Annotated in this window: 24 protein-coding genes and 1 tRNA gene; 12 read left to right on the forward strand and 13 right to left on the reverse strand. The window is 44.4% G+C overall.

Features of this window, described 5'->3' with window-relative positions:
- Nucleotides 1–438 precede the first annotated feature (438 nt).
- Nucleotides 439–1,605, forward strand: coding sequence for an acetyltransferase domain-containing protein (locus MUY27_RS14210; protein WP_245130860.1), 1,167 nt, complete (start codon nt 439–441; stop codon nt 1,603–1,605).
- A 1-nt stretch (nt 1,606) separates the two neighbouring features.
- Nucleotides 1,607–1,942, forward strand: coding sequence for a hypothetical protein (locus tag MUY27_RS14215; RefSeq protein WP_245130862.1), 336 nt, complete (start codon nt 1,607–1,609; stop codon nt 1,940–1,942).
- Here the strand turns inward: MUY27_RS14215 and MUY27_RS14220 are convergent.
- Nucleotides 1,935–2,333 carry a hypothetical protein gene (locus MUY27_RS14220; protein WP_245130866.1) on the reverse strand — a complete coding sequence of 133 codons (399 nt, stop codon included), beginning with the start codon at nt 2,331–2,333 and terminating at the stop codon, nt 1,935–1,937. The genes MUY27_RS14215 and MUY27_RS14220 overlap by 8 nt on opposite strands.
- Here MUY27_RS14220 and MUY27_RS14225 point away from each other — a divergent pair.
- A complete protein-coding gene (locus MUY27_RS14225; RefSeq protein ID WP_245130869.1) occupies nt 2,325–4,565 on the forward strand; it encodes a Tex family protein in 2,241 nt (746 codons plus the stop codon). The genes MUY27_RS14220 and MUY27_RS14225 overlap by 9 nt on opposite strands.
- A gap of 4 nt (nt 4,566–4,569) precedes the next feature.
- On the opposite strand, the gene MUY27_RS14230 is transcribed toward MUY27_RS14225, so the two are convergent.
- Nucleotides 4,570–5,046, reverse strand: coding sequence for an Lrp/AsnC ligand binding domain-containing protein (locus MUY27_RS14230; protein WP_245130872.1), 477 nt, complete (start codon nt 5,044–5,046; stop codon nt 4,570–4,572).
- Nucleotides 5,047–5,200: 154 nt separating this feature from the next.
- On the opposite strand from MUY27_RS14230, the gene MUY27_RS14235 reads away from it, so the two are divergent.
- The 8 genes from MUY27_RS14235 (at nt 5,201) to MUY27_RS14270 (ending at nt 12,103) form a co-directional block, all read left to right on the forward strand.
- Nucleotides 5,201–5,312, forward strand: a tRNA-Asp gene (locus MUY27_RS14235).
- Nucleotides 5,313–5,571: 259 nt separating this feature from the next.
- Nucleotides 5,572–6,531 carry a lysylphosphatidylglycerol synthase domain-containing protein gene (locus tag MUY27_RS14240; RefSeq protein WP_245130874.1) on the forward strand — a complete coding sequence of 320 codons (960 nt, stop codon included), beginning with the start codon at nt 5,572–5,574 and terminating at the stop codon, nt 6,529–6,531.
- The gene (locus tag MUY27_RS14245; protein ID WP_245130875.1) at nt 6,528–7,658 is read left to right on the forward strand and encodes a glycosyltransferase family 2 protein; all 1,131 of its coding nucleotides are present in this window, start codon (nt 6,528–6,530) and stop codon (nt 7,656–7,658) included. The genes MUY27_RS14240 and MUY27_RS14245 overlap by 4 nt, the downstream gene beginning before the upstream one ends.
- Nucleotides 7,659–7,734: 76 nt before the next feature.
- Nucleotides 7,735–8,973 carry a PP2C family protein-serine/threonine phosphatase gene (locus MUY27_RS14250; RefSeq protein WP_245130876.1) on the forward strand — a complete coding sequence of 413 codons (1,239 nt, stop codon included), beginning with the start codon at nt 7,735–7,737 and terminating at the stop codon, nt 8,971–8,973.
- Between the two features lie 44 nt (nt 8,974–9,017).
- Nucleotides 9,018–9,626, forward strand: a complete 609-nt coding sequence (locus MUY27_RS14255) for a ribonuclease HII (RefSeq protein ID WP_245130879.1) — start codon at nt 9,018–9,020, stop codon at nt 9,624–9,626.
- Between the two features lie 49 nt (nt 9,627–9,675).
- Nucleotides 9,676–10,884, forward strand: a complete 1,209-nt coding sequence (locus MUY27_RS20680) for a glycosyltransferase family 4 protein (protein WP_245130881.1) — start codon at nt 9,676–9,678, stop codon at nt 10,882–10,884.
- Nucleotides 10,885–11,031: 147 nt separating this feature from the next.
- The gene (locus tag MUY27_RS14265; protein WP_245130882.1) at nt 11,032–11,394 is read left to right on the forward strand and encodes a DUF6249 domain-containing protein; all 363 of its coding nucleotides are present in this window, start codon (nt 11,032–11,034) and stop codon (nt 11,392–11,394) included.
- 76 nt (nt 11,395–11,470) lie between these two features.
- Nucleotides 11,471–12,103 carry a DNA-3-methyladenine glycosylase family protein gene (locus tag MUY27_RS14270; protein WP_245130884.1) on the forward strand — a complete coding sequence of 211 codons (633 nt, stop codon included), beginning with the start codon at nt 11,471–11,473 and terminating at the stop codon, nt 12,101–12,103.
- Here MUY27_RS14270 and aat read toward each other — a convergent pair.
- The 11 genes from aat to MUY27_RS14325 form a co-directional block, all read right to left on the reverse strand.
- Nucleotides 12,100–12,729, reverse strand: coding sequence for a leucyl/phenylalanyl-tRNA--protein transferase (gene aat, locus MUY27_RS14275; protein ID WP_245130886.1), 630 nt, complete (start codon nt 12,727–12,729; stop codon nt 12,100–12,102). The two genes, MUY27_RS14270 and aat, sit on opposite strands and share 4 nt — an antisense overlap.
- Nucleotides 12,730–12,740: 11 nt before the next feature.
- Nucleotides 12,741–14,684, reverse strand: coding sequence for a DUF3857 domain-containing protein (locus tag MUY27_RS14280; protein WP_245130888.1), 1,944 nt, complete (start codon nt 14,682–14,684; stop codon nt 12,741–12,743).
- Nucleotides 14,685–14,687: 3 nt separating this feature from the next.
- Nucleotides 14,688–16,670, reverse strand: a complete 1,983-nt coding sequence (locus MUY27_RS14285; protein ID WP_245130891.1) for a DUF3857 domain-containing protein — start codon at nt 16,668–16,670, stop codon at nt 14,688–14,690.
- A gap of 101 nt (nt 16,671–16,771) precedes the next feature.
- Nucleotides 16,772–17,434 (reverse strand): TonB family protein, encoded by a 663-nt coding sequence (locus MUY27_RS14290; RefSeq protein WP_245130893.1) that lies wholly within the window; start codon nt 17,432–17,434, stop codon nt 16,772–16,774.
- Nucleotides 17,435–17,461: 27 nt separating this feature from the next.
- Nucleotides 17,462–18,169, reverse strand: coding sequence for a peptidoglycan DD-metalloendopeptidase family protein (locus MUY27_RS14295; RefSeq protein WP_245130895.1), 708 nt, complete (start codon nt 18,167–18,169; stop codon nt 17,462–17,464).
- Nucleotides 18,170–18,172: 3 nt separating this feature from the next.
- Entirely contained in the window at nt 18,173–18,550 is a 378-nt protein-coding gene (rbfA, locus tag MUY27_RS14300) for a 30S ribosome-binding factor RbfA (protein ID WP_245130897.1), read from the reverse strand.
- Nucleotides 18,551–18,648: 98 nt separating this feature from the next.
- Nucleotides 18,649–19,017, reverse strand: coding sequence for a hypothetical protein (locus tag MUY27_RS14305; RefSeq protein WP_245130899.1), 369 nt, complete (start codon nt 19,015–19,017; stop codon nt 18,649–18,651).
- A 10-nt stretch (nt 19,018–19,027) separates the two neighbouring features.
- Nucleotides 19,028–20,260 (reverse strand): ABC transporter permease, encoded by a 1,233-nt coding sequence (locus MUY27_RS14310; protein WP_245130901.1) that lies wholly within the window; start codon nt 20,258–20,260, stop codon nt 19,028–19,030.
- Nucleotides 20,261–20,275: 15 nt separating this feature from the next.
- A complete protein-coding gene (locus MUY27_RS14315) occupies nt 20,276–20,911 on the reverse strand; it encodes an MBL fold metallo-hydrolase (protein ID WP_245130904.1) in 636 nt (211 codons plus the stop codon).
- Nucleotides 20,912–21,060: 149 nt separating this feature from the next.
- Complete coding sequence (gldD, locus tag MUY27_RS14320) at nt 21,061–21,666, reverse strand: gliding motility lipoprotein GldD (RefSeq protein WP_245130906.1); 606 nt, start codon at nt 21,664–21,666, stop codon at nt 21,061–21,063.
- Nucleotides 21,639–22,439: a shikimate dehydrogenase family protein gene (locus MUY27_RS14325; RefSeq protein ID WP_245130909.1), complete on the reverse strand. Its 801-nt coding sequence runs from the start codon at nt 22,437–22,439 to the stop codon at nt 21,639–21,641. The genes gldD and MUY27_RS14325 overlap by 28 nt, the downstream gene beginning before the upstream one ends.
- 406 nt (nt 22,440–22,845) lie before the next feature.
- On the opposite strand from MUY27_RS14325, the gene MUY27_RS14330 reads away from it, so the two are divergent.
- Nucleotides 22,846–23,355 (forward strand): hypothetical protein, encoded by a 510-nt coding sequence (locus MUY27_RS14330; RefSeq protein WP_245130911.1) that lies wholly within the window; start codon nt 22,846–22,848, stop codon nt 23,353–23,355.
- The last annotated feature ends 158 nt before the right edge of the window (nt 23,356–23,513 follow it).

Here is a 23,513-nt window from a genome sequence, read left to right on the forward strand (position 1 = left end):
GCGGTATCGCCGGGCCTTTGTTTTTTAATACTGTTTGCCCGGACTTTTAACTATTCGGCAAAAACAGTGCTATCATCGCTGCCTCGACTAACTACAAAATCAACAAAAAGCCACTTTTGTTAAATTTTTATTAAATATTCAGTTTAATAGATGAAAAATAAACATTGTGCGTATCTTTATGTTATCAATCTATTAAACAATACGGCAATGAAAAACAAACCTTTAAGTTACCTGATACTGCAGTTTGTTACCGCTGCAGCATTTTTAGTACTTGCATTTGTTTTTACAAGTAACTAAACAAAGCAAAAATTTTATTAACAGGCGTGGCTACGAAATTTCACGTCGATTTGCGGGGTAAAGGATATATTTTACTGTTGGTTAATAAAATTAAAAATTTGCCTTTCTAATTTAATGTGTTTATTTTCAGGGTGATAACCCATGAAATCAAACACAACTCAGCCTTTAGCGCGCATTTTTTCTATTGACATTTTACGCGGCGTAATCATGATTATTATGGCATTAGATCATGTTCGTGATTATTTCACCAACGTACGTTTTGATCCGCTCGATCTGTCGCAGACTACGCCGCTATTATTCTTTACCCGGTGGATCACGCATTTTTGCGCACCAACGTTTATTTTTCTTTCCGGGGCAAGTGCCTGGCTGGCCGGTCGTAAACGCACTAAAAAAGAAAGCGCCGCTTTTCTGTTCAAGCGAGGGTTATGGCTTATCTTTCTGGAGTTGACTATCATCGGTTTTGGCTGGCAGTTCGATATTGGGTTCCACCTGTTTTTTACACAGGTGATCTGGGCGATCGGCTGGAGCATGATCTTCCTTTCTGTACTGGTCTTCCTGCCGAATACTTACATTGCTACCATAGGGCTGATCCTGATCTTTGGTCACAACCTGTTAGACCCCATACAGTCTGCCCAATTTGGCAGTGCCAAACCTTTCTGGATGTTCCTGCACGAATCAAATATCTACTTTTGGAGCAAAGGGCGCGGCGTTCTGCTTTTCTACCCCATCATCCCGTGGATTGGCGTAATGGCGGTAGGCTATGCCTTCGGTACTTTATTTGCGCTTCCTGCTACCGAGAGAAAGCCCCTGTTTATTAAAATAGGGTTAGCATGCCTGGTGGTATTTCTGATTCTACGCATCCCTAATATTTACGGCGACCCTTTCCCATGGCAGCACCAGGCCATCTGGTGGAAGAATATCCTGGCAGTAATTAAAGTCCATAAATACCCACCCTCTTTAGCCTACCTATTGATGACGCTGGGGATCTCCATCATCGTATTGGCGCTACTGGAAGGGGCAAACAACAGGTTATCCAGGTTTTTCACCGTTTACGGCAAAGTACCCTTCTTTTACTACCTGCTGCATATTTACCTCATCCATATTTTACAAATAATTGTAGCAGTTGCGGCGGGTTTTAACGTAAAAGATATGCTCAGTGCTTTTGATAAAAGCCCGGATCACTGGGGATTTTCACTACCAGTGGTATACTTGATATGGATTGCTGTAATAGCAATATTGTATCTGCCCTGCCGGTGGTTTATGCAGGTTAAAAGCAAGCGAAAAGATTGGTGGTTAAGTTATATCTGATATGGTAATGTTACTAAAAGAGAAACTCGCAGAAATATTCAAAGCACATCGTATAGCTACGCTTTGCTTCGGCACGTATGTGTTAATGTGGGTAGCCCTTTATCTTTACATTATTACAGACTATCTTTTCTTTGACACTGCGCATGCAGACCGCATCAATTATCTACTGCTGCTCGCGTTTTTGTTAACCCTGCCTTTTGTAATTCTGCTGATGATTATTGCGGTACTGAGCGATCAAAACAGAAAATTCTACCTGCGCTTAAGCCTCATCTTAATTGCTCCGCTGGTATTGAGTATACTGTTAGGCGTGTTTAACGATTCGCAAAGCCCTAACTGAAGGCCTGTCTAAAGGCGACCATAACGGCGAGGTATGTATCGCGGTCAAGGTCAAAGCCTTCGGGTTTCTCTGGCCGCACCGGCTTTCCTTTTTTAAACTCTACCGGGAAAAGCGCGATAAAATCCTGCTGTGTTATTTCGTACCGTAGCCATGGCGTTCTGTTATAAATATCCATCAGCTTCATCTCAAAGTGCCTTACTGCATACTGGTCCATCAGGTTCAAAGTTACGCATTTAACAGCATATCGCTGCTTATCCGCCCGGCTGGGTAAATACCGACAATGCACGAATTTAAGTTTTGCTATGACCAGATATTCCCGAAAAGCTACCTTTGCAACCTGCCGGTGCAAAACATCGCCGGCAGCTAATTGAAGATTAAGTGCATGGATCATTTTATTAAGATAGCGCAGGAATTAGGCGTATCTTCAAAACAGGTGGATACGACAGTAGGTTTGCTGGATGAAGGTGCAACCGTTCCGTTTATATCCCGTTACCGCAAAGAACTTACCGGTAGTTTAGATGAGGTGCAGGTAGCCGCCATCCGCGACAGGATACAGCAATTGCGCGAGCTGGACAAGCGCCGTGAAGCGATCATTAAATCACTCACCGATTTAGGAAAGCTGACGCCAGAGCTGGAAAAGCAGTTGAACGAAGCCGAGACGATGGTAACGCTGGAAGATATTTATCTGCCTTACCGTCCGAAAAGAAAAACACGTGCCAGTGTAGCACGCGAAAAAGGCTTGCAACCTCTTGCCGATCTGCTGCTGGCCCAGGAGAAAGGCGATCCGGAACTGGAAGCCGAAAAATATATCGATACAGAAAAAGGCGTTAACAACGCAGCAGAAGCTTTAGCCGGTGCCCGGGATATCATCGCCGAAACTATCAGTGAAAATGCCGAGGCACGTGCGCAAATGCGCGAATTATTCTTGCAGAAAGGCAGTTTCCAATCTAAAGTGGTGCCGGGAAAAGAAGAAGCAGGCATTAAGTATAAAGATTATTTCGACTGGACAGAACCGGTGGCTTCTGCGCCATCGCACCGCGTGCTGGCCATGCGCCGCGGCGAGAAAGAAGAGATCTTGTGGTTGGATATCCAACCGCCTGAAGAAGAAGCGATCGATTTACTGGAGCGGACCTTTGTGAAGGCAAATAACCCGAATAGCTTGCAGGTAAAACTGGCTTTAGGCGACAGTTATAAACGCTTATTAAAACCTTCTATGGAAACAGAAGTGCGGTTGCTGACCAAAAAGAAGGCAGACGAAGAAGCGATCCGCGTATTTGCCGAAAATGCCCGGCAACTTTTACTGGCCGCCCCGCTTGGGCAAAAGCGCCTGATTGCGATAGACCCTGGTTTCAGGACGGGTTGTAAAGTGGTAGCATTGAATGAGCAGGGTAAACTTCTTGAATATACGGCTATCTTCCCGCATACGGGAGCAGGCGGGCAGGCAGAAGCCGGAAAAACCTTGCAACAACTGGTGCAGAAATACCAGACTGAGGCCATTGCTATCGGTAATGGTACCGCAGGCCGCGAAACGGAGCAGTTTGTCCGCGGGTTGAATCTCGGCGGGGTAACCATTGTAATGGTGAACGAAAGCGGCGCGTCTATTTATTCGGCATCTGAAGTTGCACGGGAAGAATTCCCAGACCAGGATGTTACCGTGCGCGGCGCAGTTTCCATCGGAAGAAGATTAATGGACCCACTGGCAGAACTGGTAAAGATCGACCCGAAATCAATCGGTGTCGGCCAATACCAGCACGATGTTGATCAGAATAAGTTACAGACTTCTTTGGATGACACCGTTATCAGTGCCGTAAATGCGGTGGGTGTAGAACTGAATACCGCTTCTAAACAGATTTTATCATATGTATCAGGTTTGGGTCCGCAGTTGGCGCAAAACATTGTGGAGTACCGTAACCAGAACGGTGCCTTCAAAGGCCGCGACCAATTGAAAAAAGTACCGCGCTTAGGCGAAAAGGCTTTTGAGCAGGCAGCCGGTTTCTTACGCATCCGCAATGCGGGTAATCCGCTTGATGCCAGCGCCGTTCACCCCGAACGTTACAGCTTGGTAGAGCAAATGGCAAAAGACATGAACTGCTCTGTAAAAGACCTGATGAGCGATAGTAAGCTTCGCGCCAGCATTCCGCTGAAAAAATATATCAGCGAAACGGTGGGGTTGCCCACACTGAATGATATTATGGCCGAGCTGGCCAAGCCAGGATTAGACCCGCGCGAAAAATTCGAGGCTTTTAGTTTTACCGAAGGTGTAAATGAAATAAGCGACCTTAAAGTGGGTATGAAACTGCCGGGTATTGTTACCAATATTACCAATTTTGGCGCCTTTGTAGATATTGGTGTTCATCAGGATGGTCTGGTACACCTGAGCCAGATTACCAACCGGTATATCAAAGACCCGAACGAGGTATTAAAAGTGCATCAGCAGGTAATGGTAACGGTTACAGAGGTAGATGTAAACCGCAAACGTATTTCGCTTTCTATGAAAGAAGCGGCAGCCCCAACGGAAGTAAATAAAAAGAAAAGGGACGCGGGCTCTTATCAAAAGAATAAGCAAGAGCCCGAGACGGATCTGCAAATTAAACTGGCTGCGTTAAAAAACAAGTTCAGGTAAAGGATTATTCCAGGCTGATTTGTCTTTTAATGCTTTCTTCTAAAGAGATAAAGGTTTCTGTTCGTTGTATGCCCGGTACGCTCTGGATGTGTTCATTCAGCACTTCGCGTAAATGAGCGGTATCGTGGCATACAATTTTGGCAAAAATACTCCAGCTTCCGGTGGTATAATAAAGCTCTACAATTTCCTTAATTTCTTTCAGCTGCCTTACAGCATCATTGTATTGTGAGCCTTTTTCGAGATAAATACCAAGGAAGGCTGTGATATCAAAACCTAACTTTTGCGGATCTACCTCCAGACTGGCACCTTTTATCACACCCATCTCCTCCAATTTTTTCATGCGTACGTGAATGGTGCCGCCCGAAACGATTAACTCTTTTGCAATTTCCGTATACGGTGTGGTTGCATTGTTCATCAATATTGATAAAATCTGGATATCGAGATTATCAATTTCTAAATTTTGAGCTTTTTTGTGGGGCATAAATTTTAAAAAAAGTATTTATTCACAAGTCTAATTAAAATTTGAATAAAAATAAAATTATTTCTTTGAAATATTTGCAAGAAATCACAACCTGCATTAAATTTGTATCAAGCAACTGAGAAATAGTAGCTCTCGTTCTTAAAAATAAATACACTGTTGGGTGGTGAAATTTTTGGCAGACACACCTCCTTGTCCCGGTGGCGGAGAATCTGGGAAACCCGATGCGGGCTAACCACTCTGTGAAGGTTCGAGTCCTTCCCCAACAGCCTCTTCTCATAATTTAGGTTTATAATTGGTTAGTAAAAGTCCCCTGCCCATCAGGGGCTTTGCTGTTTCTAAGGGTTTCGTAATCCAAATCAAGCTATCCAGAACAACTATCGTTCGCAATCACTTTACTGTGGATGTCCACACTGTGTAATTTCGTATCGTATAAAACAAGCGTTAGGCTTTTTTGTATAGTATGTCTTATCGTATAGAAAATTGCCTGCTCTTTTTCATAACATTGCATTTTTAAAATCTACTTTTTTGAACGGTACCGGTAAGAAAATACTTTCATGGACGATAAAGGCAGCCATACTGGTACTGGCATTTGTATTTATCTACCACAAGGTTACCAGTAACCAAAACCTGGCGCAGTTTAAGCTGCTGCTAAGCCATATCGAAAGCAGTACCGCTATTGCTATCATGGGTACCGTGTTCCTGCTAATGTTGTGTAATTGGTTCCTGGAGGCATTAAAATGGCGTTTCCTTACCCGTACACTTACGCCAATAAGTATTTATAAAGCTGTAGAGGCTGTTTTCTGCGGGTTAACCTGGGCTGTTTTTACCCCTAACCGTTTGGGCGAATATGGTGGGCGGGTGATGTTCCTTCCACCGCGAAAGCGCATCCACGGGGTGTTTTCTATGGCCGTCGGCTCAATAGGACAGATGGTAATTACTAACGTGCTGGGTCTTATCGCTATCCTTTGGTTCATTTTTCGCTTTCTGCACGTTCAATTGTGGTTATACCTTGCGGCGGTAAGTCTTGCAATACTTGTTATTGCACTGCTGCTGATCTTTTACTTTAACATTAGCAGCCTGGTTGGGGTACTCAACAGCGTAAAGTTCCTTAAAAAGTATCACCGCTTTTTTAGCATCATGAACCGCTACCGCAAGAAAGAGCTGAACCAGATCATGGGCTTCTGCCTGGCACGCTTCGCCGTGTTTACATTTCAATACTACCTGGTATTGCACCTGCTGATACCAGACCTTGGCTTGTTCACCATCTGCATGATGGTGTTTATCATGTTCTTCATTCAATCCATCCTCCCCTCGCTGGATCTGTTTGACGTTGGCGTGCGGAATGTTACCGCTACGTTTTTCTTTGCCTATGTTACCCACCAGGAAATAGCTGTTATGGCTGCGGTATCCAGTATCTGGTTTGTTAATTTAATTTTGCCCGCTATTCTGGGCTCGGTGTTTGTTTTTAAAATGAAATTCTTTTGATCGCTACTATTACATACCTTTCTTATTTACTTACCGGGCTGTACCTGCTCGTGCTGGTTTACATGATCCGCGGCTGGGGCGCTATAAAAAGACCTGCACTTCCAAAGCGCGAGTTTAAAAGCCGGATTACCATATTAATAGCTGCCCGGAACGAAGAGGATAATATCGGTGCGACGATTAATGATCTGCTGGCGCAGGATTATCCGCGTGAACTGACAGAGATCATTATCGTAGACGACCACTCTACAGACCGCACGGCAGAGATTATTACCAGCTATGCCAGCCAGGGCGTAAAGCTGCTACAGCTAAAGGAAGAACAGGCCCTTAACTCTTATAAAAAGAAAGCCATTGCCGAGGCGATTAAACAATCAACCGGCGAGATTATGGTGGCTACAGACGCCGATTGCCACATGGGGCCGCAATGGTTATCAACAGTCGCAAATTACTTCGAAACTTATAACCCGGTAATGGTATCCTCGCCGGTGACCTATTACCGCGAGCAGTCCTTGTTCGAGCGGGTACAGACACTGGAATTTAGCTATCTCATCGGGCTGGGCGCCTCGTTCATTGGTAATGGACGTGCCTCTACCTGTAACGGCGCAAACCTTGCCTATCGTAAAGATGTGTTTTTTGAAGTTGGTGGTTTTGCGGGGATAGATGATGTCGCTTCCGGAGATGATGAGCTATTACTACAAAAGATTGCGGTAGTGTATCCGGGCCGTATCGCCTTTCTGAAAGACGCACGCGCCGTGGTATACACCTATGCCAAACCGACACTTAAAGCATTATTGCAGCAGCGCAGGCGCTGGGCTTCCAAATCTACCAAATACAAGGATAAAAAAGTGGTGGCATTAGCCGTAGGCATCTGGCTGTTTAACGTATCGCTGCTGGTTAACCTGATGGCCGGTTTCTGGTTCCACGCGTTATGGATAGTCTTCGCTATACAACTATTGTTGAAGTTCCTTTTCGAAATTATTTTCCTGCTACCGATTACCTTATTTTTCCGCCGTCCAAGCCTCGTTGTCTTGCTTACGATACTTTCGCCGGTACACATTCTTTATTTTGTTTATGTGGGTTTTATTGGCAATACCAGAAAATACGATTGGAAGGGACGCACCGTGCGTTAATTCTTATTATTTTAATTAAAACTGTTCAGTTAACCATAATTTATTTTCTAATTTAGTCGGAGGCTGCTAAAACTTAATGGAATACTTGGACCCCACCTCCGGCGAAGACGAACTGATCAGGCTATTGCTTAAAAGACAGTCTGAACTGAATTCGCTTTTAGAGGTTACGCGTGCCATTAATAAAAACACCGCCACACCGGTACTGTTGCAAATGCTGGAGGTGATCCTTAAAAATTACCTGCAGGTAGGTAAGCTTAGGTTCCTGGTAGAAAAGAACGGTTCTTTTATTTGCGTGGCAAAATTTGGGGGCGAGTTTGAGAACGCCAACCATATTGCCAAATCCTGCCAGAAGCTAAAGAAGATAAAAGCGCCGTTGGCTTTAACCAACCATCCGGACCGTATCTTATCTAACTATCACTACTTCATCCCATTCTATCATAAAAATAAAGCCCTTGCTTACGCACTCATCGGCGATTTTAACACCACCGGTGACATGCTCAGCAACGACCTGAACTTTATTCAGACCCTGATCAACGTAATTGTTGTAGCACTGGAAAATAAGCGGCTTTTCCGCGAACGCTTACAGGCAGAACGTTTTCAGCGCGAGATGGAACTGGCCGTAGAGGTGCAGAACATGCTGATACCCGTCCGGCTGCATAAAGATACTGCGGTAGAGATCGGCGCTAAGTACCTGCCCCATCAGGATATCGGCGGCGATTATTTCGATTTTATCCGCCTGAACGAGAAGGAAATTTTATGGTGTATTGCCGATGTGTCCGGCAAAGGTATCTCTGCTGCATTGCTGATGGCCAACTTCCAGGCAAGCCTGCGCGCCTGGGCCACGGTAGAAAATGATTTAAGCACCGTAATAGAAAAGCTGAACCAGATTGTGGTACGCAATACCAAAGGCGAACGCTTTATTACTTTATTCCTGGCCAAGTATAACGAACAGACACGTAAGCTCAATTACATTAATGCAGGGCACAATCCCTCTATCCTGTACGCTAACGGAAATGCAAAACCACTACAACTGGGCACCACCATGCTGGGGATCTTTGATGAACTTCCATTCATTAACCAGGGCGAAATGGATGTTGAACCCGGCACCCTGATCATCAATTATACTGACGGTTTGATGGATTACGAGTTGAAGAATGATGCCGCCTGGAAAGAGGAGCATTTGATAGACTTTGTGATCCGGAACGGCGAACTTAACCCCGACCGCTTTAACCAGCTACTGATGGACCACCTTAACCTGGTAATCCGCGGTAAGCCTATTGATGACATTACCCTGCTAACTTTGAGAATTTTCTGATAACTTTTAACAGTTATACCAGATATTTGCGTTACACTTAGTAAATGTTAGCTGCGCGATATCAACATACCCTAATAGAAGCCGGTTGCGACGAAGCCGGGCGCGGGTGCCTGGCAGGACCGGTGTTTGCTGCGGCGGTTATTTTGCCTACAGACTTCGATCATGACCTGCTGACGGATTCTAAAATGCTGGACGAAGACAGCCGCTATGAACTTCGCCCCATGATTGAAGAAAGGGCACTGGCCTATGCTGTTGCTTCTGTTGATAACCACGAGATTGACCGTATCAATATCCTTAACGCCTCATTCCTGGCAATGCACCGTGCTATCGACCAGCTGCACATCCGGCCGGAATTCCTGATCATCGACGGTAACCGTTTTAATAAATATCAGCAGGTTCCGCATCAGTGTGTCATCAAAGGCGATTCGCTTTATTTCAGCATTGCAGCAGCATCTATCCTGGCAAAAACCTATCGGGATGATTACATGAAGCTAATAGCCGAAGAGCACCCGGAATATGACTGGCATAAGAACAAGGGTTACCCTACCATTAAACACCGCAACGCTGTTATTTCAAATGGTTTTACGCGTTACCATCGCCGTACTTTCCAGGTAACCAATCCGCAGCTAAGTATTTTCGAAAAGACACTTTGATACCCCGCAGCAGGTTGATATTTTTGTAACAAACCAATATTTTAAACCTGTGAAGGTACTTATTATTACACACCGCGCACCGTTTCCACAAAATGGCGGCTATCCTATTGTGGTTTGTAATACCATCAGAGGTTTAATTAACAGCGGACACCAGGTTTCCCTATTTTCTTTAAATATCAGTAAGCAGGCAAATCACCAGATCTCTGAAGATCCGGATGGGCTTTTATCGTGCATCCGTTATCAGAAATTTGATATCGATACCAGCCTGTCCCCTTTTCAACTGGCGGTAAAAATATTTAATCGCGAGTGGCAGCAAACCGAACGGTTCTACCACACGGGTTTCGAACGTTTGCTGATCGCTGAATTAAAGCAGGAACAGTTTGACATCATCCAGTTTGAAGGCCTGTATGTAACCCCATACCTGGCTGCTGTAAAAAAATACAGCAAGGCCAAAGTAATTTACCGGCCACATAATATTGAACACCAGGTTTGGGAACGCCTGGCTACGCAAAAGCAAGATCCGGTAAAAAAATGGTACCTGAACCTGATGGCCCACCGGATAAAAAAATACGAATTACGGCAATTGAATAACTTTAACGCCATCGCCGTATTTACCAATCAGGACCAGGAAACGCTGCTTCAATATGGCATTACTGCACCGATTGAGGTACTTCCCGTCGGGTTGGATATTGCCCGCTATCAACCAGATTTCTCCAAAACAGAATTTCCCAGTCTTTTCTTCCTGGGATCGTTAGGCTGGCTGCCTAACCGCGAAGGTATCCAGTGGTTTTTGAACACCTTCTACCACGACCTTACCGGCGAGGAGTTGCGCGTACGCTTCTATGTGGCAGGGAACGATATCCCAGAACAGTTTGACGATTACGAGGTGATGGGTAAAATTTATATCCAGGGCGAAGTAGATGATGCGCTGGATTTTGTGAACAGTAAAGCTATTATGATTGTCCCGCTGCTTTCCAGCGGGGGTATGCGTGTTAAAATTGTAGAAGGGATGGCCATGCAGAAGTGTATTATATCTACGTCTTTAGGCGCGGAGGGCATTCCCTACGAAAACGGCGTGAATATCCTGATCGCTAATAACCGCGAAGAATTTTTACGGGCCATTAAACGCTGTATTACCGACGAGGAGTTTTGTAAGAACATAGGGATGAATGCGCGCAAACTTGCAGAAGCACACTACGATTTAAAAGTGGTAGCCAAACGCGCCGATGAGTTTTATCATCAAATCATTGCTGAATAAGCACTTGCTTTTAGTTCTTCCACAATTTTTAATATTTTTTTGTAACAGGGTGTAACCTGTTTAAAAAAAGTGTGGTCATAGCTTACAAATACACCAATTAACGGTGTGGTAGCAAACAAAATTCATTAACATTAAAAAAATAAAACGATGGACGGTCCACAAATATTAATCCCGATTTTAGTACCGATTGCCTTTTTCTTAACCGTATTCGGCATTATTTATCTTTACAAACGCGAGCGCATGGCCATGATTGAACGAGGTATGGACCCGCGCAGGTACAAACCACAATCAGCGCCTTTTCAAAATCTTAAATGGGGGCTGTTGCTTATCGGTTCAGGTTTAGGTTTATTGATTGCCTATATTTTAGACAACACCGCTTTCCGTGATATGCACGACAACGAGGCACTTTACTTCGCACTGATCGCGATTTTTGGAGGCGCAGGTTTATTTGTCTCTTACCTGATAGAACGGAAAGAAACCGGGTTAAACCAAAACACTTCAGAGGAATAAGTAAGGCAGGTTTCGCCGGTACAAAAGCTGTAGGTTTTACCACGGCTTTTTGCCGTTATGGTTATCTTCGTAAAGCATGAACCGCTACAACCGGGATAACTTTTACGAATTATGCGATGCCGTAGCACTGCTGGACGAACATCTGCGCAGCATCATCAAAACCTACGGCTACCCGCCGTTCTGGTCGCGGCCGAACACGTTTGAAACGCTGGTCCATATTATCCTGGAACAACAGGTTTCACTGGCTTCTGCCCTCGCAACACTGAATAAATTAAAAGAACGCATCGGCGAGGTTACGCCGTCAAGGGTATTACTGCTTACCGACGAAGAACTAAAACAATGCTACTTCAGCAGGCAAAAAACCGGATACGTCAAATATCTGGCTGAAGCATTAATAAGCGGCCAATTGGATTTAGATCTTCTACCGGGTTTGACTGAAGCCGAAATAAGGACGAAACTTACTGCACTGAAAGGCATCGGCAACTGGACTGTTGATGTTTACCTGATGTTTGTGGTTCATTACCCGAATATTTTCCCTGCCGGCGATCTTGCCGCTATCCAGGCTTTAAAAGAGTTAAAGCAACTGCCTAAAGCAACCGGGAAAGACTTTCTGATTACACTATCAGCCAAATGGCAACCTTACCGCACGATTGCCACCATGCTGCTTTGGCATTACTATCTAAGCAAAAGGAACAGGCTATGGCCTTAAGACTTCAGGATGCCCATATATTCATCACGACTGATGAACCTTGCCCCCATTGATTCTAAATGCGCCGTATGCACCTGGCAATCGATTAACCGGTACAGCCCGGACTGGCATAGCGTTATCAAAGCTGTCTTTGAAGCGTTACTTACTTTACTGAACATACTTTCGCCGCAGAAAACCTGCCCTACCGCTACACCGTACAACCCGCCCACTAACTGTCCATCCTGCCATACTTCGTAAGAATGCGCATACCCTTCCTGGTGCAATTTCAAATACGCCCGCCGCATATCTTCAGTTATCCAGGTACCATCCTGCCCTTCGCGCGGAACGGCAGCACAAGTGCTTAACACGTCGCCAAAGCACTGATTGGTTGTCACACCGAACTTTCCTGAATTAAGTACCTGCCGCATGCTTTTACTCACCTTCAGTTCATCGGGAAAAAGCACAAACCGCTCATGCGGTGAATACCACAAGATCGGGGTCTCCTCGCCATACCACGGGAATATACCTTGCTGATAAGCCAGCAGCAAACGCTCGACCGACAAATCGCCACCGACAGCCAGCAGGCCATCCTCTTCTGCCAGTGAAGGATCGGGAAATAATAAGCGTTTATCCAGCCTGAAGATCATCAGGCGTAAAGTTAGGAAGCCTTACGCCTGATCACCAATTTTTTATTGAGCGCCCGGGAAATATCATCCATATACTGTTGCATTTCGTTGTATTTTGCCGCAGGTATCTGTTGGGCTGTTAAATTGAAAGCCGTTTTACTAATCACCTGGTTTTTAGCCGGGATGTATTGGTAAGTGATTTCGAAATTACCATAAGTAAATTTCAAATTTACGTTAGCCGGTACGCTTTCAGGTTCGAAACCCTGAGGTAAATCTATAGTGGTGGTACAAGTCTTCTTCATTGGATGCTCGAAGTAAAAATCATACTTACGCTTCTCCAATGCCGGTAAGGTTAGCCTCCATAAGTCGAATACACGCGGACGGTAAAACTGCTTATTGCCCACGGCCATTTCCACAAACTTATCATACTCCAGCTTCAGATCAAGTTCCTTAGTCTCGTTATGGTCATCAGAGGCAGTGAAATCAAAAACCGAAGGTTGCTTCAGGTTCAGATATTTAATCAGGAACTCTTTCTGGTCGTCTATCTTTTGCCTTGCCATACCCACGTACATAAAATGGTACTCCCCGGTACCTTTTATTTTCACGTTTGCGGTCGCTCCCCCTTCCGGATTAAGCATTAAATGTACATCACTATCAAACCAGTTATCAGCAAGTGTACTTGCTGGTGTATTTACCAGCTTTCCTCCGTTTTCCGTGATCAGCAACGCCCGGCGGTTTTCTGTAAACGTACCCAGTTTACCAAACGGCTGCGTATTGCTGGTGCACTCCAGCCAGGTGGTATCATTCTTAAACGGAATGCATAGTATAACGTGATTAAACGGATCTGCAGGGAAATTAAAATCAGCCGGTTCGCGGTTAGTACCAGCGTTAACCACCGCATAATTAGCCGGGATATTTACCGCTTTCAACAAAGCGTACATATAATTTGATAGCGCCTTACAATCACCGTACTTCTTTTGATCTACAAACGTTGCGGGGAAAGGCTTAAAGCCGCCGATGCCCAACTGGATACTTACATAACGCATATTCTGTTGTAAGTAATTGTACAAAAAGCGGGCTTTTTCCTTGTCTGTTTTAAGGTTCGCTGTCATGGCGCGTATTTCTGCTTCACGCTCGGGAGAAAGCGAATTAACATCGGCATTCAATTTATAAAACAGCTTGCCATAATTCTGCCAGTTATTGAATTCGCCCTGCATCCCGAAAAATTCAAATTTGTCAACCGCAAAATCTACCCTTGGTTCCACCCGCCAGTCGGGCACATCCTCTTCCGGTTTAAAAGCCTTTAGGTTCTTCACCTCGAACCGATACGTTTTCAACCCATCTTCATCTCCCAACTGTGGCTTCAGCACTATATTTTTAACCTTATACCTAAACCCGACAGATGGATCTGCAGAAACCTTACATACGGCTGTTTGAACGGCTGTTTCTTCGGGTTGAATATCCCAACTCGACAGATCTACAAAGCTGCCCATACTTAGTTCGTAACTGGTTTCAACAGTAACCGGGTAGCCGGAAATAGTATGTTCCAAAGCCAAATAACGATCATCGGTAACAGCGGTAGATTCATCAATAGCAGCACGGTCATACATGTCGCTTTTGCCGTATTTTTTCAAAAGGGTACCTGCTGCGTTATAGACCTTCATTTCTATACTTCCAACGCTGTTGTACTTTCGCTGATAATACAAAACCAACGCGGCATGCTCGTCACCTTTTTCATTAAGAATGGTTACGAGATTATGCACCTTTATCACTGCACGTCCTGGTCCTTTTACCACGTATTCGTGAGAGCTGTAACGTACTACCGCGTTAGCATCCGTCTTTAATGAGTCTGGAATAGTGGCAGCCAGGTATAGCTCTTTAGGTAACTTATCCGAATCAGCAAAGGCAGAATTACCTCCAAAAGCAATAAGCACGGCAAAAACTGCCGCGCTGAAAAATCTTAATACCGGTTTCATTTATCAGGATTTTTTAAGCACAATCTGTTCGTTCATCATTTCCTGCAGCTTCTTGTAGAATTCGTGCATTTCCGGATAATCTTCCTTAAAATAGATGGTCTTTTTAAACTCGATGCGATAAGCGATACTGATCGTCCCTTCGTGCTCTTCAATTATCCTGGTAAAGGCAATACTTTTGTCAGGCATTACCATACTGATATTTTTCGGCAGCGCATCCGCCTTGTAACCCGTAGGCATCTTATAATTTCCGTTAAGAAAAATAGCGTTCCGGTAACCGAAGTCGATGTCTGTAAAGCGATCTTCCTTTATGAAGGGATTGTTCTGAAGGCTGGTAAACATCGTAGGCTTAAACATGATGTAGTTCCCGTCAGACCCTGTCAGATCCAATTTGAACTGAACGTTTTGGGTAAGGGGCAGCGAGTCGATATCAATGTCGTCCATCTTAAGCGATGAAATCTTCAGGTTGTTATCATGGTCGCTCAGTTGCTCTATATATTTTTTTTCACCGGCTGTTTTATAAGCCTTAACCACGTCGTTACGGTCATAGCTTTGGTTACGGATAATGGCAGAACCATCCATACGGCCATCAGCAGAGATATTCGCATTTACAAAAATGGCACGGCGTACGGGCGATGGAGTTTCCAGGAATTCCAGCTCATACTTATCATGCTCCTTATCTAAATATAAACCACTGGAGTTTAACAGGTAAAATGGCGTTTCGCGGTAATTATTGTATTTATTAGCCGCATCTAACACGTAATGGTTAGTGCTGTCGATAGGGATGTAAACTACCCCCCGGTTGAACTGGTAAATAAACGGATACACGGGATTTACCTTTCCATTATCGCGTGTACTTACCACCATCGGATAAGCCTTTACGCCAGAGGCAGTAAGCAGGTGATAAAGGATCAGATTAATTTCGGTAGAATTACCTGATTTTTTATCCCAGGCGGCTCTTGTACCATCATTAGTGTACCAACGGTCAACGCCGTCCCACTTCATGGCATTTTTCACCTCGCCAAAAACGTAAGCAATTTTTTCGTCGTTGGTTTTTAAGCTTTTTGCCTTTGCAATAATGGGTTCTTCGTTATTTAGTTTACGTTTCAGCTGTCCGCCGAAATCCTCATCGTCCATTAGCAGCTTACCGATTTTTTCCCAGCTGTTCTGGAAGTCCTTTTGCAAACCACCAACAGGGCGATAAGAAACCAATACAAAGTGGATATTTTGCAGATTATCGCTTTCAGACGTCATGTAGGGTTCATCAGGCAAAGAATGGACGTTCGCCAGGGCACGGTCGTCCTTTACATCGGTATACATGAACGCTTCCTGACCAGATCCTACACTTTTGCTTTCAGTGGTATTAACGTTTTTCGCAAACTGTTGCGTGATATGCATCGGCGCACGGAATACCAGAAAATCAGGTATAGCAGTTATCAGCTCACTATAAGCTACAGGTATACGTTGCTGGAAATTCCAGGCCGGTATATAGGTAACCGAGTTAATTGTACGGCGATATTTAAATTCTATCACACTGCCTGCTTTTACATTCGGCAGCGAAAAAGTATACTGGTTCCTCGCCTTATCAATCGTCTGGTTATAGATCTGCTTACGGTCTATTTTCGTCACATCTATCTTATCACCGTTCAGGTTGTACGTTTGGGCCTGGATGTCAGAAATAGATTCGAGGCGGTTTCCCCCATAATAGTTGATCTTGATGTTGGCAACATCTTTACCATTATCATTAAACACTTTAATACGTTCATGATATTCCATGATAATATTAAAATTGTTGTCGTAGTATAAATCTCCTTTTTCAAAAAGAACCATTGCGTTCGCGTCTTTCTCAAACTCGCAGTTCTTGAGCTCCAGCTCGGATTTGTCTACTTTTCCAAAAATTTTTACAGGATTTGGTGCCTTGGGAGGGGTTTGGGCAGAGGCTGCATGCGCAATAACAGCGGCAAAAAGCAGCGCAAAATAGCGTTTCATTAATAAGGTAATAAGTTGTTGAGTTACCCTACTAATATACATATAGTAAATAATAGTATAAACTCTATATTAAAAAAGTTACCCTTGCTAAACGAAAGTTTTTACTTACAGTACTGACTAATAAACGTATCTGCTTTATTACTGCCGATATTTCTGATAAAATTCCAGTCGTGGCAAGCGCCTTCGGTATCGCCTTGCTTTAACTTCTGGCTGGCTTGGTCCAACAGATCGCGGATAAAGCGGTCGTCATAACCTAACTGCTTCTTCATCGCAATGATCTCGGCTTCGCGGGCAAGGTCGGCCTTACCCAGGTATTTATTTTTGTAGTAATTGGTAATGGCGTCCTGCATACCTTCCTGCGCTTTGTACTGGGCAATGGCCAATGTCATAGAGGCATCGGTAGCACCCTGGCAACGGGTACGGTCGGGATCAAAGCGAATAGGCAGGATCACATTATAATTCGGATTGTAACCGGGCGGAACGGTCCATTTACCGGAAGTTAATTTAACTACCCTTACGGCTTCGTCATCCAGGTCTATCCCTAAACCCTTTTCCACGCCCACCTGGCTCACGTTCCCTTTTTCGTCCACCCGGAACCTAACCTGGATAGTGGCGGCGATACAGTTCTGGCTGGAATATTCGGGATAGATGATATTTTTAGCCAGGAAGGCATCAAGCGCCTGGCTACCCCCTTTGAACGAAGGTTGCGCCATACCGCTTGCGGCGAAGGCTAAAAATAAAACCGATAATATTCTGAAACGCATTGCCGTACTCCCTTGATAACAACAATATTAACGAACAATAGTTGCATCCGGTATTTGCAAAATAACAGCCGGGTCCGGGATATTGTGCATTAGTAACTCTTTTTCTGAAAAACGCCCCACGCCGGGATAGTCGCCCCGTTTTCCTTGCAGATCAAACATGAGTTGAAAATGCAGATGCGGCGGCCAGCTTCCGTTCTCGTCAGCATCGCCAAACGCACCAATCTTTTCGTCCGCTTCAACCGCTTTGCCTTCATGAAGGCCATTAAGACTTTCGCGGGTCAGGTGACCGTAAAGGCTGTAAAGCATTAAATCGTCTAAATGATGCTCCAGGATAATTGTCGGCCCATAATCGCCAAAATGATGGTTATCCTGGAAGCTATGTACCTGCCCGGCAAGCGGAGCATAGACTGCGGTACCTGCGCTGCCCCAGATATCTACTCCTAAATGCAATCTGCGAAGTTCTTCATCCGTATCAAAAAGCGGACTGCGCCCATAAAGCGTCCGGTGCTCCATATAACCGCCGATGCCAAATTCGCAATCGTGCCCGCGTAACTTGTCCTCTACCCAGTGGGTGAATTTGTCTGTATCCGCTACATCAGCAGGTGTTAGTTCTGTATTGGCCGAAGTAAAATCAAACGCATAAAAACGGGTTAAGCCGGGATGAAAGTCTATCACTTTATTCACCTTATCCGGATTATTTTTTAGGTAAGCCGCTAATTGCGCATGCCGGTCCATCACTTATTCCTGGTCGGTATCGGGCTGGCGTGGCTCTTTGCTGATCTTATCGAAGATCTTATCCATACGCTCGACGTATTCATTGGTATCGTCAACAAAAAATTCCAATTGCGGCACAATACGCACCTGGTCTTTAATACGGGCGCCCAGCTTGTAACGTATTTCTGAAGCGTGCTGCTTGATGGTGCTTAGCGCGGCCTGGGTATTGGTATTGTTAAAAAAACTAAGGAATACACGTGCAATAGCCAGATCGGGCGTTACGCGCACCTTGGTAATGGTGACCAGCGTATTGGGCAGGTAATTCATACCCTCACGCTGAAATATGGTGGCCAGATCTTGTTGTATTACTCCGGCAAATTTTTGCTGACGTTTTGATTCCATGATTTTTATAACGTTAATAGCGGTAAATGGTTATTTCAGGACAAAAGATGAATGGAACAAAGAAGAAAGACATTTTAAGTCTGACCTACTCTTTATCCTTAGTTACACATATCCTGGGGAATCTCCCTGGTTATCCTGATTAATTTTTTAACAATAATGGTGCTGTCGAACTCTGATCCCTGGCCATCTTTACCAGATTTTACTTTAGTTCCTTCCACCTCAATATACACCGGAACATACGGTTTTTCTACATTCATTTGCGAATATTCCAGTTCCAGTTTTCCAGACTCATCCTTCACCCAGTATTCGCGGTTGTTATCGCAGTCCTTTAGCGATCGGCTATCCGGGCCGTAGCTGTACAGCCCTTTAAATGTACCTTCCTGCTGCTTATTGGCATTGTTTACACAAGAAGCCAACAACAATAGCAAGGCAATAGCAACGATATATTTATTCAGCTTAAACTGCATGGGGTCAAATTTATAAATCCTGTTTAAAATCGCTCAATCCTTTCACACTTAATCGCGCACTAATTCCGGAAGCTACAACGGCAATAGACGCAACCGTTAAAAACACCAGTATAAAGTCGCTCGCTTTAAAAGCAACCGGATAAGCGTTCACAATAGTAAGATCGCCGCCCATTGTAATAAAGCCATATTTCTGCTGTAATAAACAAAATATCAGTCCTATTATTATCCCGCCTACGCATCCGATAAGTGATATCAGCATCCCCTCGAAAAAGAAAATGCCTTGTATCAGTGATTTTCCGGCACCTAAACTGGTAAGGATAGCTATGTCTTTCTTTTTATCGATCACCAGCATGGTAAGCGAGCCGATAATATTAAAAGTAGCGATCAGTAATACAAAACTGAGGATGGCAAATACAGCCCACTTTTCCACGTGCAGTGTTTTATAAAGTAACGTATTTTGCTCGTAACGGTTTTTAACGGTGAATTTGCGCTTATCCAGCTGATCTTCCAAATCCTTTTGAACGGCAAGCACGTTAGTCCCTTTTTTGAAGTTCAGCTCAACCGAGGAAACGTCCGTCGGTTCACTTAACAGCCCGCGCATAAACCCAAGCGGCACAATCAGCAAATCATCAAACTCCTGCTGTACGCTAAAAATACCTGCAGGATAGATGTAGCGTACGGTAAACTCGTCGGCGGGGTTAATACTGCTTACCGATGAGTTCTTATTGGGCGAATATACCTGCAAAGATGTGAGGTGATCGTGTACATTCACGCCGAGGCTACCCTGTAAAACGGCACCGACCACTGCTGTAGCTTCGCCACCGGCAGAGATAGTGAAGGAACCATTGATAATGGTACTGTCCAGTTGTTTATTCTTCAGAAAATCATCGCTGACTCCCTTAACCGTAGCGATCACCTGCCTGTCGCCATAGCGCAGCAATGCACGCTCTTGTAATACCTCGGTATAGGAGAAGATCCTATTGTCCTGCTTTAGCTTTTGTAAAACAGGATTATCCGGCGAAAATGCTTTGCCGTACTTCGGTTCTATTTTCAGCTCGGGCGTAAAGTTATTGTACATAGAAAGAATAACTTTTTCCAAGCCGTTAAAAACAGAAAGAATAATAATTAAAGCCGCACTGCCAATAAAAACGCCCAACATCGAAATGCCCGAGATGATATTCACGGCATGCATTTTCTTGGTAGACAACAGGTAACGTTTAGCTATGTAGACCGATGTATTCAAAATTGCGGTACGCTTTTAAAAAAACGGATTATATTCTTTCTCGTGCCCGATAGTAGTCTCCGGGCCGTGGCCGGGGTAAACAACTGTTTCATCCGGCAGGGTAAATAATTTCTCTTCTATGTTTTTAATTAACTGCTCGTGGTTGCCACCTGGCAGATCTGTACGGCCGATACTATGCCTGAACAGCACATCCCCACCCACTAAAATACCGCTTTGCGCGTCATAAAAACATAAGTGCGCAGGCGAATGCCCCGGCGCAAAAATGAGCGACAGCACCGTATTACCGAAATTTATTTCACCACTTTCAGGAAGAAACTCATCCGGCAGCGGCGACAATTCATAACGCATACCCGATTCTTCTGCCCAAGCCGGCATCGCTTCCAGCACTACCATTTCGCCCTGGTTGAACTGCGGTTTTAATCCGTATTGTTCAAACACAAATTTATTGCCCATGACGTGGTCGATATGGCAATGCGTATTCAACAGCTTAACAGGCTTTAGGTTGTTCTCCCGGATGAAGTTGACCACGACGTTCTGCTCGGCACCGGTATACATCCCGGGGTCGATGATGACACACTCGCCGGTTTCGTCATACAACAGGTAGGTATTCTCCTGGTAAGGGTTATTAGTAAATGATTTTATAATAGACATGTTTTGATTTCGGATGTCGTCGCCCCTCCTAAATCCTCCCCAGTAGGGAGGACTTTAAAAAGCAATATATTCCTTAGGTTTATTGAACGATATTTTTTTATACTGATTCTTGATTCCTGACTCTCGATTCCTCATTCCCTATCTTGTTCCTACTTCCCTTTCCACCGGAAACTTTTGATCATCACATCCACATCTTTCTTCACAAAATCCAGTACAGGTTGTATCGAGTCTAATCTTGGTTCAGAATTAAAGTATAATGCGCCACGAACATAATTTTTCACACTGTCTGTCAGGAAAAACTGTGCAGATGAAGCAGCGTTGCCATCAATGGTATAGTAAATACCATAAACTTTACGGTCGGGGTAGTGAATAATACCTTCATCAATAGAAGTCGCCTTAACGGTATGTTTAAAAGCAAACGTACGGGCATCTTCTACCAGTTCGTTAAATATCTTTTTAGAAGATATGGGCTGATAACTGATATGCAGGGTGCCGTTAAAATCGGGCATTTGCATGTTCATCCAGCAAGGTTGGGCGTTTCGCGCTTTATCCGGCTCCAGCTTTCCGTAGGTTGGGTAAGTGAACATAAAAGGGCAGCCGCCATCATACTCCTGATAAGCCCTTTTTGGGAAATTGATCCGGTAAAACCCACGGGGTTTCGGTGAATAATCGTGGTCATTGCCGCAGGCAGCAACCATTAGCATAACAACAGCTACTGCCGCCAGCCTTAAATATGTACTGCCTTTGAATTCCATATCTCCCATGATTTTTCTGCCTGTAACACCAGCATTTCATAACCGTTTTTAATTGTCGCGCCCTGCTCCTGACCTTTTTGCAAAAATAGCGTTACTTCGGGGTTATAAACCAGGTCGTACAGTAAATGTTCGTCGCCGATGGCTTCGTAGGGTATCGGCGGACAAGCGTCTATATTAGGGCTGGTGCCTAAAGGGGTGGTATTGATGATCAACTTGTGCGATTGAACATGCTCTGCTGTGAGTTCGTCGAATAACACGCGGTTTTCTCCCGGCTTACGCGCCACGATCATGTAGGGCATACCCATCGTTTGCAGTACATATTTAACCGCCTGGGCTGCACCGCCATCACCGAGGATCATCGCGCGTTCATGCTGGCTTTTCAGCAGCGGTTTCAGCGATTCTTCGAAACCATAAGCATCTGTATTAAAACCTTCTATACGGAAATGATCGTCCTTGAAACCCACTTCACCCGTAAACACGGTGGTTACCGGGCTCTGGTTAGCAATACGCAGACAGTTAACAGCGCCGATCTGCTTTGCCTCGGTACTGCGCCAGTCCAGCAGTTCCATCACTTCTACTTTATACGGAATGGTAACGTTAAGACCGCAAAGGTCTGGCGTACGTTCCAGTAAGGGCAACAATTCTTTGATATTTTCTAAAGGATAAAGATCGTACTGTGTATCCTCAATATTTTCTTCCCTGAACTTGTCAGTAAAAAACTTCTTGGAAAACGAATGCGAAAGCGGATACCCGATCAGCCCGTATTTTTTCATAAGCTAAAAAGCTGCGTTTATTAATAACAAAGTGAATTCTTCTAACCTATATAAAAGCCTCATCCCTACCCTTCTCCAGTGGAGAAGGGCCTTAACAGCCACCACTAACAGACCTTAATAAGGTCAATACTCTCTATTAAAGAGAATTTAGGTGAGACCAAAATTTAATAAGGCAAGTAAAGGCTTATGTGCAATCACTTTAATAACAGGTAAAGATAGATATTGATTTTAAATTAACCCTGCTAGCCGAAAGCCAACCCTCTAAAGTTCTTTTAAACCTATACGTAACCGCTTTGCTACAAAACCTCTGCTAAACTTTCTACGGTATAGGTAGTCATAAATACAAATTAGGGGAAAACGGTTAAAACATTTAGCACGTTTTCTTGTGTAACGAAAAACTACTGTTATGAAAAAATTATTTTTTATTGCCGCTATCACTGCAAGCTTTTTAGCCGCAAAACCATCAGATGCACAGGTAAGATTAAATGTAAATGTAAACATCGGCAGCCAACCCGAATGGGGACCGGTAGGTTACGATTATGCAGAATATTACTACCTGCCGGACATTGATACTTACTACTATGTACCTGCACACCAGTTTGTATACTACAACGGTGGCTCTTGGGTTCGCACCACAAATTTGCCTCCACGCTACCGCAATTACAACTTGTACAATAGCTATAAAGTAGTAATTAACGAACCTAATCCATGGAACAGGGCGTCAGTGTACAGAGATAGATATGCCGGCTATCGGGGCCGCCACGACCAGGTGATTATCCGCAACAGCCGGGAAGTGAAATATAAAGAGCACTGGGACAATGGCCGTCACAGAGGCTGGGACAAAGGACACGGACATGATGATGATCGCGGCCCGGGCCGGGGACACGGTAATGGCCACGGACATGGCCGTCACTAATCATCGTATTATAAACAGCGAGAAGCCGTCTCATAAGTCAATTATGAGGCGGTTTTTTTATTTAAAGAGATTTTGACGGGTTTATTAGGAAAGCTGTATGGTGTCAGCTTACTTTAAGTTTTTTTGTTGGTTTGGGTGTTTTTGCAGAAAGAGGAAAG

The sequence above is a fragment of the Mucilaginibacter straminoryzae genome, from assembly GCF_022953055.1.
GTDB lineage: Bacteria > Bacteroidota > Bacteroidia > Sphingobacteriales > Sphingobacteriaceae > Mucilaginibacter > Mucilaginibacter straminoryzae.